At 70.2% G+C, this 14,666-nt stretch carries 12 protein-coding genes; 5 read left to right on the top strand and 7 right to left on the bottom strand.

From position 1 onward, the window contains the following. Positions 1 to 34: 34 nt before the first annotated feature. The gene (locus HD596_RS04275) at positions 35 to 697 is read right to left on the bottom strand and encodes a response regulator transcription factor (RefSeq protein WP_185067983.1); all 663 of its coding nucleotides are present in this window, start codon (positions 695 to 697) and stop codon (positions 35 to 37) included. After that, entirely contained in the window at positions 684 to 1,667 is a 984-nt protein-coding gene (locus HD596_RS04270; protein ID WP_185067982.1) for a sensor histidine kinase, read from the bottom strand. Before HD596_RS04270 ends, HD596_RS04275 begins: the two co-directional genes overlap by 14 nt. Before the next feature lie 871 nt (positions 1,668 to 2,538). Here HD596_RS04270 and HD596_RS04265 point away from each other — a divergent pair. Together HD596_RS04265 and HD596_RS04260 are read left to right on the top strand one after the other, a co-directional pair. Then, positions 2,539 to 5,283 (top strand): helix-turn-helix transcriptional regulator, encoded by a 2,745-nt coding sequence (locus HD596_RS04265; protein ID WP_185067981.1) that lies wholly within the window; start codon positions 2,539 to 2,541, stop codon positions 5,281 to 5,283. A gap of 210 nt (positions 5,284 to 5,493) precedes the next feature. Beyond that, the gene (locus HD596_RS04260) at positions 5,494 to 6,423 is read left to right on the top strand and encodes an aldo/keto reductase (RefSeq protein ID WP_185067980.1); all 930 of its coding nucleotides are present in this window, start codon (positions 5,494 to 5,496) and stop codon (positions 6,421 to 6,423) included. Positions 6,424 to 6,438: 15 nt separating this feature from the next. Here the strand turns inward: HD596_RS04260 and HD596_RS04255 are convergent, their stop codons facing one another. Beyond that, positions 6,439 to 7,317, bottom strand: coding sequence for a UbiA family prenyltransferase (locus tag HD596_RS04255; protein ID WP_185067979.1), 879 nt, complete (start codon positions 7,315 to 7,317; stop codon positions 6,439 to 6,441). A gap of 209 nt (positions 7,318 to 7,526) precedes the next feature. Here HD596_RS04255 and HD596_RS04250 point away from each other — a divergent pair, with 209 nt between their 5' ends. Further along, the gene (locus HD596_RS04250) at positions 7,527 to 9,194 is read left to right on the top strand and encodes a 2-isopropylmalate synthase (RefSeq protein WP_185067978.1); all 1,668 of its coding nucleotides are present in this window, start codon (positions 7,527 to 7,529) and stop codon (positions 9,192 to 9,194) included. 265 nt (positions 9,195 to 9,459) lie between these two features. Here the strand turns inward: HD596_RS04250 and HD596_RS04245 are convergent, their stop codons facing one another. Both HD596_RS04245 and HD596_RS04240 read right to left on the bottom strand, forming a co-directional pair. Further along, entirely contained in the window at positions 9,460 to 9,669 is a 210-nt protein-coding gene (locus HD596_RS04245; RefSeq protein WP_185067977.1) for a DUF5988 family protein, read from the bottom strand. A 12-nt stretch (positions 9,670 to 9,681) separates the two neighbouring features. Further along, positions 9,682 to 11,094, bottom strand: a complete 1,413-nt coding sequence (locus HD596_RS04240; protein WP_185067976.1) for an acyl-CoA carboxylase subunit beta — start codon at positions 11,092 to 11,094, stop codon at positions 9,682 to 9,684. Between the two features lie 307 nt (positions 11,095 to 11,401). Between HD596_RS04240 and HD596_RS04235 the strand changes: the two genes are divergently transcribed. Continuing rightward, positions 11,402 to 12,610: an NAD(P)-dependent malic enzyme gene (locus tag HD596_RS04235; RefSeq protein WP_185067975.1), complete on the top strand. Its 1,209-nt coding sequence runs from the start codon at positions 11,402 to 11,404 to the stop codon at positions 12,608 to 12,610. Between the two features lie 74 nt (positions 12,611 to 12,684). On the opposite strand, the gene HD596_RS04230 is transcribed toward HD596_RS04235, so the two are convergent. Beyond that, positions 12,685 to 13,113, bottom strand: a complete 429-nt coding sequence (locus tag HD596_RS04230; RefSeq protein ID WP_185067974.1) for a nucleoside deaminase — start codon at positions 13,111 to 13,113, stop codon at positions 12,685 to 12,687. Positions 13,114 to 13,183: 70 nt separating this feature from the next. After that, positions 13,184 to 14,041 carry a DUF4429 domain-containing protein gene (locus HD596_RS04225; protein WP_185067973.1) on the bottom strand — a complete coding sequence of 286 codons (858 nt, stop codon included), beginning with the start codon at positions 14,039 to 14,041 and terminating at the stop codon, positions 13,184 to 13,186. A 37-nt stretch (positions 14,042 to 14,078) separates the two neighbouring features. Between HD596_RS04225 and HD596_RS04220 the strand changes: the two genes are divergently transcribed. Then, positions 14,079 to 14,666 (top strand): HD domain-containing protein, encoded by a 588-nt coding sequence (locus HD596_RS04220; RefSeq protein WP_185067972.1) that lies wholly within the window; start codon positions 14,079 to 14,081, stop codon positions 14,664 to 14,666.

Here is a 14,666-nt window from a genome sequence, read left to right as displayed (position 1 = left end):
CCGGGAAGGGGGTCCGATTTATTCATGTATATGGCTAATTGTCGGATCGTGTCCGTGATGGTGTGATCAGTGAGGCGTCGATCGCCCGGTTGACGGCGTCGATGCGCGAGGCGGCCCCGAGCTTGACGAAGATGTTGCGCAGGTGGCGCTTCACCGTGGCTTCCGTGGTGTTGATGCGGGCGGCGATCTGCCGGTTGCTGAGCGCCTGCGCGGCCAGCTCGAGGACCTCCCGCTCCTTGCTCGTCAGCACCTCGGACGGTGAGCTCTCCATCTGGGCGAGGCTCTCGCGGGAGACGGCGAGCACGACCCGTTCCGGCTCGTCGTGCACGCTCCGGATGGCCGACACCAGCTCGTGCCAGTGGACGCTCTTCAGCAGGTATCCGCGGATGCCGGCGGCCAGGAGCCGGTGCAGCAGCTGCGGTCCGTCGTACATGCTCAGGATGATGATCTGCGTGTTCGGTGACTGGCTGCGCAGGCGGGTCACGGTGTCGGTGGCGGAGTCGCCGGGGATCTCCACGTCGAGCAGGAGGATGTCCGGCTTCTTGTCGGCCACCATGCTGAGCGCGCCGCTGGAGGTGCCAGCCTCGCCCACCACGACCAGCCCCTCCTGGGATTCGAGGATCTCTCTGAGGCCCTCGCGGAAGAGCGCGTGGTCGTCCACGATGGCCACGGTGGTCGGTTGCTCACTCCTGATCATAGGGTCGCCTCTGGATGGGCACGGCGAGGTCGACCCTCGCCCCCTTGCCTGGTTCGCTCGCGATGGTGACCGTGCCGCCGAGCAGGTGGGTGCGTTCCCGGATGGAGGACAGTCCGAGGCTGCCCTTGGGCGCCTGCCGGCTCGGGTCGAAGCCGCAGCCGTCGTCGATCACGGAGGCGATCAGCTCGTGCGGCGCGACGTCGATCCTGATGAAGATGGTCGAAGGGTCTCCGTGGGTGAGCGCGTTGCGGGCCGCTTCGCGCAGGATGAGCAGGCACTCCTCGCTGACGATCGGGGGCGCCCAGCTCTCGTCGCCGTTGACGACGAGCTCGACCTGTACGTCGTCGGTCCCGATCACGTCCAGGTAGCCGAGCAGTCCCTTCTCCAGGGTCCTCCCCTCGGGGGGGTGGAGGTCGGAGGTCACCTGGCGCAGGCTGCACATCGTCTCCTGGATGGCCTGCTGCGCCATTTCCAGCTTGGCCAGCGCCTTGGCCGGCTCGGCCGGCCGGTAGAGGTTCGACAGCTCCAGCTGGCGCTGGGCGACGCTGAGGCTGTGGCCGATGCGGTCGTGTAACTCCCTGGCGATCCGGCGGCGCTCGGCCATCTGGGCCTCGGTCACCTGGTTCAGCAGGAACCCGGTGTAGCTGCTCGAAGCCTCTCTGATGCGCAGGGAGATGCTCTGTTCCAGAGCCGTCACCACAAGCCTGAGCAGACGGGCGGCCTGGGTGTCGTCCTGAAGTCGGTGACTAAGAGTAGTGAATGCGGCGCGGAAGAAGACCGACGCGGCCAGGAGGGACTCTCTCGGGTGGATACCGGCGGACGCTCTGGCCACGCCGATGTCCCAGGACAGGAAACGGGACGTCTCGTCGTCGAGCAGGCGGCCTGCCCGCAGCGTGCCGGCCATCTCCGTCAGGATCTCGCCCGCGTTCGCCATGACCTGGGCTTTCGTGTGCTGATCCCTGATCAGCACGCTGCCGATCGAGGCCAGTCCCTGCTCGTACCGGCTCAGTATGTCTGCTCGACACTCCTCGATAAGATTCGCCGTCCCCGTGGCATCTTGCTCGCCCCTTTGCGCAATTTCTCCCACCATGTCCCCTTGGAAATGCACGAATGCTTACATCTTGGGTCAACACTGATGAGTAGGCAACTGTATGAACATAGGCCCCGATGTGTCGCGGCCTGCGGTCCGGGCCCGCGAGCCCTGTGACCAGTGGGAACGCCTGCGACGTAGGAATGTCAATATTTCGTGACTTAGGGTGCCCTATGTTGAGATGGCTCTGCGGGGGCTCCAGGGGCCGGGAGACGGGGCCGATCTTGTGCTCACCGTCTAATAGGGGTTGTTTGTGAGATGTGAAGCTGCCACGGTCGGTAAGGCCGAGATCGACATGAGCATGGCTCGCATTAGCGCTGCTCGCGCTAATGTGACCCACCGGTAATAAATGATTCAATCGGTTCGCCGGGCCGGCCGGGCCCCTCGCCCGCCCTGGGTCGCGGGGCCGCGGACGGTGGCCCGGGGCCTGGTGCCGCCCGAGGTGACCGCCCGGCGGGACCCATGCGGCGCGGCGGCTGAGATGACTCGGACCGCGCCTTGGTCCGAAAGTTGGAGACCGGTTGGTCCGTGTGGAGCGGCGGGCGTTATTAAGGATAAGTCATATTGTGGGCACCCCGAACTGACACCTAACGTGAGGACCGTCAACCCATAACCGGGTACGGAAGAGGTTGAGGGTCATGCGGCAAGTCCGACGGATCGTGAAATCGAAGCCGAAAAAAGAGCTGAATGGCTCCTTGGACCTCAGAACCCCTTCCGGCCGGAAATTGCCTTTCTAAAAGGGGTGTCCATCATGGGGCTGTACGAAAGAGACACCGCCATGGCCTCCATGCAAGGTCTCCTCACCGAGGCCGTGGGCGGCAAGGGCCGGGTCGCAATGGTGACGGGAGTCGTTGCGACGGGCAAGAGCGAGCTCCTGCACGCCTTCGCCGAGCAGGCTCTGGAGCACGGCGCGCTGCCGCTGGTGGCCTCCGCCACCCGCGCGGAGAGCGACCTGCCGCTGGGCGTGCTCGGCCAGCTCTTCCAGAACGCGCCGCTGCAGGAGGACGTCCGCGCGCTCGCGGCGGACCTGCTGCGAGAGGGCGCGCAGCTGGTCTCCCCCGCCAAGGGGGAGAGCTTCGAACAGGTGGACGCCCAGATCGTCCACTCGTTGTGCGCGGTGCTGCTCTCGCTCGCCGAGCGCCACCCGCTGGTGATCATCGTCGACGACGTCCACCTCGCCGACAGGGCCTCGCTGCTCTGCCTGTCCTACCTGGTCCGCAGGGCCAGATACTCCCCGCTCATGGCGGTGTTCGGCCAGACCGACCACCGGCCGCACACCCACGGCTTCTTCGCCACCGAGATGCTGCGCCAGCCGCACTGCACGGCCGTGAGGCTGGCGCCGCTGTCGTACGACGCGGTGGTGAGCATGGCGGCCGAGCACCTGGGGGAAGCGGCGGCCGAGGCCGTGGCACCGGACTGGTACGCGCTGAGCGGCGGCAACCCGCTCCTGCTCAGGGGCCTGATCGAGGACTTCGGGACGAGCGGCGGCGCCCCCGCCGAGCGTTACGGCGAGGCCGTGCTGTCCTGCCTGCACCGGGCCGACCCCGCGCTCCTGCAGGTCGCCGGCTGGCTCGCGGTGCTGGACGACCCGGCGCTCCTGCAACGCCTGGTCGACGCGGACGGCACGACGGTGGCCCAGGCCACCCGCTGGCTGGAGACCGCCGGCCTGCTGGAGTCCGGCCACTACAGGGCCGAGATCGCCAGGCAGACGGTGCTGGCCGAGCTGGGCGACGAGATGCGGCGCAGCGTGCACCGCAGGGCCGCCGAGCTGCTGCACCTGGAGGGCGCGGACGACGTCACGATAGCCGAGCACCTGGTCGGCGCCGACGCCACCGACCTGCCGTGGGCCGTCCCCGTGCTGGAGGCCGCGGCGCTGCACCGGCTGGACGACGGGTTCGTGGACGAGGCCGTCGACTGTCTCAAGCTCGCCTGGCGCTGCTGCACCGACGAGCGGCGGCGTACCACCATCGCCACGCTCCTGATGCGCGCGGAGTGGCGCATCAACCCCAGCACCCCGGCCGAGCACATCGCCGAGCTGACCGACGCCCTGCACAACGGCACGCTGCGCGGCAGCGACGCGGTCGTCCTGGCCAGGGCGCTGCTCTGGCACGGCAAGGTGGACGACGCCTGCCAGGTGCTCGAACACCTGAAGGAGAGCGGCGACACCGAGCCGCAGACCGTGGCCGAGCTCGTCGGCACCCGGTTGTGGCTGCGCGCCTCGGCGCCGCCGTTGCTGGCCCACGTCAACCGGGCGACCACCGAGCACAACAAGGAGGCCGTGTTACCGGTGCGGGTGAGCCGGCGGCTGGAGGCGATCAACGCCCTGACCTCGGTGCTCACCCGCGGTCCACGCGAGCGCACCCTGGCCACGGTGGAGCGGATCCTGCACAGCTCCCGCCTGGACGAGATGTCCATGGACACGGTGGAGAGCTCGCTGCTCGCGCTCACCTACGGCGGCTGGCCGGACAAGGCGGCACCGTGGTGCGACGCCTTCATCGAGGAGGCGCAGTCCCGCAGCGCGCCGGCCCGCCGGGCCCGGCTCACCGCGATCCGCGCCGAGATCGCCATGCGGCGCGGCGATCTGGAGACCGCGGCCTCGTCGGCCCGCCTGGCGCTGGAGCTCATCCCGCCGGCCAGCTGGGGCGTGACCGTGGGCTCGCCGCTGGCCAACCTGATGCTGGCCGGCACCGCCATGGGGCAGTACGACCAGGCGCTCGCCCAGGTCAACACCGCGGTACCGGAGGCCATGCTGAGCACCCGCTTCGGGCTGCACTACCTGCACGCCCGCGGGCGCTACCACCTGGCCGTGGACCATCCGGCGGCGGCGCTGCGCGACTTCCGCTTCTGCGGCGAGCTCATGGGCGAGTGGGAGATGGACACGCCGGGCTTCATCGCCTGGCGTGCCGACGCGGCCGAGGCGCTCATCCGGATGGGCGAGCACGACGAGGCCCGCGCCCTGGTCGAGGAGCAGCTGTCGCGCTGCGGCCCCATGGCCTCCCGTACGCAGGGCATCGCGCTGCGCCTGCTGGCCGCCACGAGCGAGCTCAGGCACCGGCCCATGCTGCTGCGGCAGTCCACGGACCGCCTGCAGGCCTGCGGCGACCGCTACGAGCTGGCCCGGTCGCTGTTCGACCTCACCGAGGCGTTCCACAGCGTCGGGGAGTTCCGCAGGGCGGGCATCATCGCCAGCCGTACGCGCATCCTCGCGCAGGAGTGCGGCGCCCAGCCGCTGAGCCAGGCGCTGGCCGGTGACGGCGCCTCCGCCGGCGACGGGCAGAACGCGGAGATCAGCAAGGTCGTGGCGATCCTCAGCGACGCCGAGCGCCGGGTCGCCGGCCTGGCCTCCGTCGGCTACACCAACCGCGAGATAGCGGCCAAGCTGTTCATCACGGTGAGCACGGTGGAACAGCACCTGACGCGCATCTATCGCAAGCTCGGAATCACCCAGCGATCGGATCTCCCCACCGATCTGGAGCTGAGCCCGGCCGTCCGCTAACCCTCCCAGATCCTGCCCACCACGCGGAGTCCGCGTGGTGGGCAGCTTCATTAACCGGGTGTATAACTGATCGTTGCGTTCTGTGTCAGACGGGATAAACGGGAAAGATTCTCCCCTTATTCATCTGCCCATAGGGGGGATAGGGGTTGTGGCAGAATCACGGCCCGCAGATCGTATGTATAACGTGACGGCCAAATGAAGGAGAGTGTCGTGGACAGCAGGAGGCTGGGCCATGCGGGGCTGATCACCTCGTGTCTGGGCTTCGGGTGTCTGGCCCTCTCAGGCGTGTACGGCCACGTGGATCGCTCGGAGTCCCTGGCGTTGATCCACTACGTGCTCGACGTGGGCGTGACGCTGCTCGACATGTCCGACGACCACGCCGACGGCGAGGTGGAGCGGCTGGTCGGCGAGGCCGTCCGGCCCTGGCGCGACGACGTGCTGCTGGCGACGCGGACCGTCCAGCGCGGCACCGGCTGCGACGAGCTGGCGCAGGCGTGCGACGCCTCACTGAAGCGCCTGGGCGTCGACTACGTCGACCTCTACATAGCCGGCCACGAGGAGCCGTCCGTGCCGGTCGAGGAGACCGCCCGCCAGCTGGCGGACCTGGTGACCGCGGGCAAGGCCCGCCACGTCGGCCTGTTGGGGGTGACGGGCGACGAGCTCCGCCGGGCCCACGCGGTCCATCCGATGGCCGCCCTGGCGACGGAGTACTCCCTCTGGCACCGTACGGTCGAGCTCGACCAGCTCCCTGTGGCGCGCGAGCTCGGGATCGGCGTGATGGCCGGCCGGCCGCTGGGCCGCGGCTTCCTGACCGGGCGCAGCCTGGCGCCCTCGCGGCTCGGCCCGGGAGACCCGCGCCGGGAGGATCCCCGGTTCTCGCCGCACAACCTCCCGCGCAACAGCGCGATGCTGCGGCGGGTGCAGACCGAGGCGGCGAACATGGACGTCAGCACCGGCCGCCTGGCCCTGGCCTGGCTGCTGTCGCGGGGGCCCGACGTGGTCCCGGTGCCCAGCACCCGCGACCCGGTCCACCTGGAGATGAACGTGGGCTCGGTCAGGCTCATGCTGACCGAGCCGGTGTGCCGTCGGCTGGAGGAGTCCTTCCCACCCGGCTCGACCGGCGCGGACTGCTCGACCTGATCGGCCGGTCCGCCGTCAGATGAGGAAGAGCGGCAGGATCGCCAGGCCGTGCAGGGCGTACTGGGTGGCCATGAAGGCGCCGTACGGCTCGCGGCGGCGGCCCTTGAAGCACAGGACCGTGATGACCAGCGCCCCGCCGATCATGGCGAGCGCGGACGGCCACAGCGGGAGTCCCAGCAGCAGGACGGCCGCGGTGAAGGCCAGCGCCAGCCCGATAGCCGTGCAGCAGATCGTCAGCCGCAGCACGCGCTCGCCGTGCATGACCGCGAACGTCATCCGCCCGGCGCGGGCGTCGCCCTCGATGTCGGGCAGGTCCTTGGTCGTCGAGCCCACGAGAGCGGTCCACAGCGACGCGGCGAGCACGAAGACGATCAGCATCAGCGAGCTCCTGATCTCGCTCGCGTAGGAGAAGGCGCCCCCGTAGTAGGTGAGCAGGGTGGCCACGCCCCCCGTCAGGACCGTGCCGCCGGAGCTGCGCTTGAGCGGGAACGGCGGGCCCGAGTAGAGGTAGCCGAGCGTCAGCACGACGGCGAGCATGCCGCCCATCAGCGGGGCGAGCGCGAAGCCGGCCGCGAGCGACAGCAGGGCCGCGCCGATCGCGACCGCGCTGGCGAAGCCCGGCGGCAGGTCGCCGCGGACGATGGGCCGGCGCGAGCCGTTGAGCCGGTCCTCCGGCACGTCCATGACGCCGTTGAAGAGGTAGACGGCGAAGATCATCATCACCCATGCCGCGGCGCCCCAGACCGTCCTGCCCAGGTGGCCGTCGTCACCGGCGACCGAGGCGCACAGCGCCGTGCCGGTGAGGAAGCGCAGCAGGAAGATGAACTGCACTGTGGGCCTCGCCTCCGCGAAGCACAGGCCGCCTCGCCGGAGCGCCGGTTCGATAGTCGCCATGATCGGAGTGTGAACGGCGGGCAGGGGCCCGAGAAGGGGGGTGCGTCGAAAGATACCGGGGGCGCGCACTCTCGATACTCCTGCGCAATCCCTTGGTCAGGACCGGCATTCTCATGATCCTCGACCTGTTCGCGGGCCCGTCGCCGCTTGTACGTTGAAGCCGGAGATCTCCTAGAGCCACCCCATGAGACCTGCGAAGGAGATTCACGATGGCCCCGACCCGTCCTGTCGAGCGCTATTCGAACTTCACCCCGCTGGCCCTGGCCGACCGGACCTGGCCGGACAAGAGGATCGTGGCGGCGCCCCGCTGGCTGTCGACGGACCTCCGCGACGGAAACCAGTCGCTGGCCAACCCGATGTCGCCGGCGCGCAAGCTGCGCATGTTCGAGCTGCTCGTCGACCTCGGCTACAAGGAGATCGAAGTCGGATTCCCGGTGGCCAGCCAGGACGACTACGACTTCGTCCGGATGCTCATCGAGCAGGACCGCATCCCGGACGACGTGTGGATCTCGGTGCTCGTACCCGCGAGGGACGAGCTGATCGAGCGCTCGGCCAGCGCGCTGGCCGGCGCCCCGCGCGCCACGTTCCACCTCTACAACGCGACCGCGCCGCTGTTCCGGCGGGTGGTGTTCAACATGGACCGCGCCCAGTGCAAGGACCTGGCCGTGCAGGGCACCCGGCTGATGATGAAGTACGCCGAGCGGGACCTGGCGGACTGCGACCTGCGCTACCAGTACTCGCCCGAGCTGTTCAACGAGACCGAGGCGGACTTCGCCCTGGAGGTCTGCGAGGCGGTCATGGACGTGTGGGAGACCGGCCCCGGCCGCCCGATCATCCTGAACTTCCCCACCACCGTGGAGCGCTCCCTGCCCTCGGTGTTCGCCGACCAGATCGAGTGGCTGGACCGCAACCTCTCCCGCAGGGAGCACGTCTGCCTGTCCATCCACCCGCACAACGACCGCGGCACGGGGGTGGCCGCGTCCGAGCTGGCGCTGCTGGCCGGGGCCGAGCGCATCGAGGGGTGCCTGTTCGGCAACGGCGAGCGGGCAGGCAACGTCTGCCTGGTGACGCTCGGCATGAACATGTTCACCCACGGGGTGGACCCGGGGATCGACTTCTCCGACATCGACCGGATCCGCGACACCGTCGAGCTCTGCAACGAGATTCCCGTGCACCCCCGGCACCCTTACGGCGGCGAGCTCGTGTACACCGCCTTCTCCGGCTCGCACCAGGACGCGATCAAGAAGGGCTTCGACGACCTGGAGCGGGCCGCCGGCGAGAGCGGCGCCGACGTCGACGAGATGCCGTGGAACATGCCCTACCTGCCGGTGGACCCCAAGGACGTCGGGCGCACGTACGAGGCGATCGTGCGGATCAACAGCCAGTCCGGCAAGGGCGGCATCGCGTACGTCATGAGCGCCTGGCACGGGATGCGGCTGCCCCGCGAACTGCAGCGGGAGTTCGCCGGGCTGGTCCAGGCCCGGACGGAGGCGCGGGGCAGCGAGCTGTCGCCCGAGGAGATCTGGGCGCTGTTCGAGCAGGAGTATCTCGCCGGCCAGGCCCGGACCGACACGCTGCGGCAGGGCGACCGGATCACCGCGACGCTCCACATGGACGGCCAGCAGGAGCAGACCGTGCGGGCCATCGGCGTCACGATGGCGCCCTGGGGCGTCGACGTACGGGCGGTGCACCGGGCCGACGGCACCGAGCGCGTCACGAGCATGAAGACGACGGTCTACGCCGAATGCAAGGTGGACGGCACGACGGTCTGGGGCGTGGGCGTCGACACCAACGTGGTCGACGCGACCCTGGCCGCGGTCGGCTCGGCCGCCAGGCGGAGCGGGCGGACGGGGGTCACGCTCGCGAACGCCAGCTGATGCCGGACGACACGCCGGCGGCCGCCGAAAGGCGGCCGCCGCGGCGTTTTCCGGAGCCTTTTCTGAAAAGGAAACGACGAGAGCCACCGCCCATTTTTCCGGGTGGTGGCTCTCGTTCTGCTGGGGCTTCGCAAAAAGGGGGATGCCGTCTAGTTCAATGCCTCACCTCTCCGGCGGGATAAACATCCGTCAAACCCGACTACTCATATTGAATCGCCGGCCCGGCTGTTTTCCCACCCCTAGCGAACCCTTAGCAGGTCACCGCTCACTCGGCAATGGCCGTCCGCATGATCCAGTGGTAGGCGGGCATCTCCTGCCCGTCCACGTGCGTGCGCTCGCCTTTGTGCAGAAAATGCTCGTACCCGCTGCCGAAAGGCAGTTTGATCTTCTCGCAGAACTTCGCGAGGGTCACGATCCGCTGATCGGCCGGCAGGTGGTTCGGTCCGCCGACGAGCATTACCTTGATGTTCGACATGGTCTCCTCGATTCAGAGCGGGATATTGGAGTGGCAGCCGCGGTCCTGCGGTGCCGATGCCAGTGCTTCCGCCAGCCGGAGCCGGGTCTCGAGAGGCGAGACGACCGCGTCGACCACGCCGAGCGACATCGCCCGCTCGACCCCGCCGGCCGTCCGCCGATGCTCTTCCACCAGCCGCGCGTGCAGGTCCGCCTGCTCGGACTCGGGGACCGCGGCCAGCCGCTTGCGGTGCAGGATGCCGACCGCCGCCTCGGCCCCCATGACCGCCACCTCCGCGTCGGGCCAGGCGTACACCGCGGTCGCGCCCAGCGACCTGGAGTTCATGGCGATGTAGGCGCCGCCGTACGACTTGCGGGTGATGAGCGTGACGCGCGGGACGACCGACTCGGCGAAGGCGTGCAGGAGCTTGGCGCCCCGCCTGACCACGCCGCCCCACTCCTGCTGGACGCCCGGCAGGTAGCCGGGCACGTCGACCACGACCACGAGCGGGACGCCGAGCGAGTCGCACATCCGCACGAAACGCGAGGCCTTCTCCGCCGAGAGCGAGTCGAGGCAGCCGCCCTTGCGCAGCGGGTTGTTGGCGATCACGCCCACCGCCCGGCCGCCCAGCCGGCCGAGCCCGACCACCATGTTGGGGGCCCAGCGGGGCTGGAACTCCAGGAACTCCGGGTCCAGGAGCTCGCGCAGGACCGGCCGCACGTCGTAGGCGCGGCGCGGCTGCTCGGGGAGGAGGGCCCGCAGGTCGCGCGGCTCGCTCAGCGCGGCGAAGTCGAACCGGCCGGGATGGGTGAAGAACCCCGTCAGCAGGCGGGCCCGGTCGTAGGCCGCCTGCTCGGAGTCGACCGTGATGTGCGCGACCCCCGATTTGGGGCCGTGCGCCTCCGGGCCGCCCAGGCCCGCCATGTCGATCTCCTCTCCGGTGACGCTGCGGACGACGTCGGGCCCGGTGATGAAGACCCGCGCGACGTCCGACATGATGATCACGTCGGTCAGCGCGGGCCCGTAGGCGGCCGCGCCCGCGGCCGGTCCGAGGACGACCGAGATCTGCGGGATCAGGCCCGAGGCCGCGGTCATGGCGGCGAACATGCGGCCGACGCCGTCCATCGACTCCACGCCGTCCGCCAGCCGGGCGCCGCCGGAATGCCACAGGCCGATCACCGGGCAGCGCCGGCGGACGGCCAGCTGGATGGCCTCGACGATGCGATTCGCGCCTGCCCAGCCCAGCGCGCCGCCCATGCGTGTCGCGTCCGTGCAGTAGGCGATGACCGGCGAGCCGTCGATCAGACCGTGTACGGCCTGCACGCCGCTCTCGTCGTCGCCGGGCATCGGCACGATGGAGCCGGGATCCAGGAGCCGCGAGAGGCGTGCCGATGGCGTCCGCGGATCGGGTGGTGCTTCCGTGGGAAAAGCGGTCAGGACCGTCATCGTTGTCCTTTCGCAGGTATCTGTGCTTCGAATTTCCCGACCGACCCCTATCCCGGACAACCCCTACTGCCTCGTACCTCTTACCAGGGGAGGGCGCCGATATAGGGGGGACGTGGGGTAACCGGGAATGGCCGCGCGTGTGACACTCGGGATGTGTTGTTAATCACAGCGGCCGTCGCGGAAAGGGATGGACGTCATGAAACGTGCACAGCTCAAAAAGGCACGCCCCGCGCGTACCACGGTGCGAAATGAGGTGCCTGACATGCGCACCCCGTCCGGTCGGCTGCTGCGGTTCTAGGAGCTCCGGATGACGACCGAAATCACCGCGCCGGCCATCAGCCTCGCCACGCTTCTCGCCCAGGACCCGGCCTTCCGCCTGCACGAGGGCGGCAAATTGGAGACGCGCCCGGCGGTGCCGGTGCGCGATGCCAATGACCTGTCTCTCGCGTACACGCCGGGGGTGGCCCGCGTGTGCACGGCCATCGCCGAGCGGCCCGAGCTGGCCGACGACTACACCTGGCGGTCCAACGTGGTCGCCGTGGTCACCGACGGCACCGCCGTGCTCGGCCTGGGCGACATCGGCCCCACCGCGGCCATGCCGGTCATGGAGGGCAAGTCGCTGCTGTTCAAGCAGTTCGGGGGCGTGGACTCGGTGCCCATCTGCCTGGACTGCACGGACGTGGACGAGCTGGTGGAGACGATCGCTCGCATGGCCCCGTCCTTCGGCGGCATCAATCTCGAGGACATCAGCGCCCCGCGCTGCTTCGAGGTGGAGCGCCGGCTCAAGGAGCGGCTGGACATCCCGGTCTTCCACGACGACCAGCACGGCACGGCGATCGTGGTGCTGGCCGCGCTGCGCAACGCGGCGCGGCTGACCGGGCGGCGGCTGTGGGACCTGCGGGCCGTCGTGGCCGGCGCGGGCGCCTCCGGGCTGGCGGTCACCAGCATGCTGCTCAAGGCCGGCATCGCCGAGGTCATCGTGTCCGACAGCAAGGGCGTGGTCCACCAGGGCCGTGACGACCTCAACACGTACAAGGCGCTGATCGCGACCTGCACGAACCACTCGGGCCACACCGGCACGACCGAGGAGGCCATGGCCGGGGCGGACGTCTTCATCGGCCTGTCGGGCTCGACGGTCAGCGAGCGGGCCATCGCGTCGATGGCGCCGGGCTCCATCGTGTTCGCCCTGTCGAATCCCGAGCCGGAGATCCACCCGGGGATCGCGATGGAGCACGCCGCCGTGGTGGCCACCGGGCGCAGCGACTTCCCCAACCAGATCAACAACGTGCTCGCCTTCCCCGGCGTGTTCAGGGGCGCCCTGTCGGCGCGGGCCGTGGAGATCACCGAGAACATGAAGATGGCCGCGGCGCACGCGCTGTCCAGCGTGATCGAGGAAGAGCTGTCGGCGGAGCGGATCATCCCGGAGCCGTTCGACCCCCGGGTGGTGCCGGCGGTCGCCGCGGCGGTGGCCGACCAGGCCCGCCGCGACGGCGTGGCCCGCCTGCGCGGCCTCTGACGCGCACCCCGGCCGGGGCGCCCGCCTCTCCGCCTCCGGCCCGGAGGCGGAGCGGCCGCGCGAGCCGCGAGGGGTCAGACGTAGTAGCCCTCAACGGGTACGCGAGCCTCGTCGTACAGGGCCGGGCCTTCGGCGGGCGGGTCCACGAAGGCGCTGCCCGGCGGCTTGAGGCCGTTGAGCTGCTCGCCGGACAGCGCGTAGACGACGCGGCCCAGGCCCGAACGGGCGATGGCCCCCGCGCACATGCCGCACGGCTGGCAGCTGGTGTACATCGTGGTCGTGGCCGCGGCCGCGGGGTCGAGCTCGCGGGCGGCCCAGCGGGCCAGCTTCAGCTCCGGGTGCGCGGTGATGTCGCGGTCGGTGAGCGAGCTGTTGCGCTCCTCGACCAGGATGGAGCCGTCCGGGCCGGCCAGCAGCGAGCCGAACGGCGGGTTGCCGCCGGCACGGGCCTCCGCGGCCAGCTCGATGGCGCGGCGCAGGAGTCTCTCTTCGTCGCGGGTCACGCTCGGTCCTCTCGATCCTGGGCATCTGGCCACATTCTCCACCGGCCGCGGACGCCCGGGACGGGTGGGGTCACGTCTCCTGGAGGCGGCGGATCATGGCCTGCTTGGCCGCCGCGAACTCCTCGTCGGTCAGCACCCCGGACCGGTGCAGCTCCCCGAGCTCACCCAGGCGGCGCAGGACCGCGTCGTGCACGTCGTCGGAGACGGGCGGGGGCGGCGGCGGCAGCTCGGCCTCCCTCGGGAGCCGGGCCAGCACGGCCGCGGCGACCAGGGCGGTGGTCCCGCCGAAGCGCTGGATGCCCCACGACACGCAGTGGAGGTCCTTCTGCGGCGGCTGCGCGGGCCCCTCGCCCTTGACGCGGAACCGCAGCGTGCCGTAGCCCATGCCGGACTGCGGCTTCCACTCCACGCCGGCCACGTCCGACAGCGGGAACTCCTGCGGCCCGGCCTTCTCCTTCTCCGTGCTCGCGAACCCCGTCCACTCCAGCCGCACCCGCTCCCCGTCGAAGAGCGCGGTGCCGTCGCCCGCCGTGGCCGAGATCGGCACGGAGGGGCCGGCCAGGAGGTAGTCGTCGCAGGCGGCGGTGGGCGTCTGGTAGACGAGCAGGGTGTCGCGGACCTCGTCGGCGAAGTATTCGGCCGCGCCCGCGCGGCTCTTGGGGACGCTCAGCCGGTACGGGTCGGCAGGCGGGCCGAGCAGCCCCGCCACCGCGTCGGAGAGCGGGTCGGCCCCCTTGCGCAGCCGCATCCGCACGTGGCCGCCCTTGCGCGACGGCTCGAACGCCATGCTCGCGATCGCCTCCAGCGGCACCACGACTTCGCCCAGCGTCCTGCGCAGCTCGTGCACGCCCTTGTCGCTTCCGGGGACAATGCGCAGGAACTCGCCGTTGAAGGTCCACGAGCCGTCGGCGACGGCGATCTCGGCCATATTCTCAGCCTAGGACACGCGGGGCGAGAGGAGCGGGATGGAGATCTTCACGAGCTGGTCGTCCTGGGCGCAGGCGGAAGGCCCGCTGGGCGAGGCGCTCCCGCCGGGGACCACGGAGTCCCTGCGCGAGGCGGTGGCGTTCGCCCGCGCGCGGCACGGGGTGCAGCAGCGGCCGACCGGGCGCCCGTACGTGGAGCATCTGCTGGAGGCGCTGGAGGTGGCCGTGGTCGGCGCCGAGCTGACCGACCGGGACGTGCTCGTGGCGATCGTGCTGCACGACGTGCTGGAGGACACGCCGTGCACCGAGGCGGACATCGCGCGCGGGTTCGGCGCCGACGTGGCCGGGCTCGTGCGGTGGGTGACCAGGCCGCGCGGCGTCGCGAAGGTCGACTACCTGAGCTCCCTCGTGCGGGCGCCGCTGCACGCGGTGTTCGTGAAGCTGGCCGACCGGGTGAGCAACGTGCAGGAGCTGCAGCGGATGCCGTGGCGGTTCCAGCGGCGCTACTACCTGGAGACCGTGGCCTACATCATGCCGCTGGCCGGCGCCCACCCCTGGTTCGCCAGGTGGTTCGCGGAGTGGCGCACGCGCTGGCATCCCCGCGTGGAGCGGCTCAGCGCGTACTAG

Source organism: Nonomuraea jabiensis, assembly GCF_014204795.1.
Lineage (GTDB): Bacteria > Actinomycetota > Actinomycetes > Streptosporangiales > Streptosporangiaceae > Nonomuraea > Nonomuraea jabiensis.
The sequence above is the reverse complement of the archived record's forward strand: the minus strand, read 5'-3'. Positions and strand labels throughout refer to the sequence as shown.

Excerpts from the sequence above, each read along its gene's own strand:
- HD596_RS04240 (WP_185067976.1), bottom strand. The coding sequence starts at position 11,094 with ATGACGGTCCTGACCGCTTTTCCCACGGAAGCACCACCCGATCCGCGG.
- HD596_RS04235 (WP_185067975.1), top strand. The coding sequence starts at position 11,402 with ATGACGACCGAAATCACCGCGCCGGCCATCAGCCTCGCCACGCTTCTC.
- HD596_RS04265 (WP_185067981.1), top strand. The coding sequence starts at position 2,539 with ATGGGGCTGTACGAAAGAGACACCGCCATGGCCTCCATGCAAGGTCTC.
- HD596_RS04275 (WP_185067983.1), bottom strand. The coding sequence starts at position 697 with ATGATCAGGAGTGAGCAACCGACCACCGTGGCCATCGTGGACGACCAC.
- HD596_RS04250 (WP_185067978.1), top strand. The coding sequence starts at position 7,527 with ATGGCCCCGACCCGTCCTGTCGAGCGCTATTCGAACTTCACCCCGCTG.
- HD596_RS04255 (WP_185067979.1), bottom strand. The coding sequence starts at position 7,317 with ATGGCGACTATCGAACCGGCGCTCCGGCGAGGCGGCCTGTGCTTCGCG.
- HD596_RS04225 (WP_185067973.1), bottom strand. The coding sequence starts at position 14,041 with ATGGCCGAGATCGCCGTCGCCGACGGCTCGTGGACCTTCAACGGCGAG.
- HD596_RS04245 (WP_185067977.1), bottom strand. The coding sequence starts at position 9,669 with ATGTCGAACATCAAGGTAATGCTCGTCGGCGGACCGAACCACCTGCCG.
- HD596_RS04220 (WP_185067972.1), top strand. The coding sequence starts at position 14,079 with ATGGAGATCTTCACGAGCTGGTCGTCCTGGGCGCAGGCGGAAGGCCCG.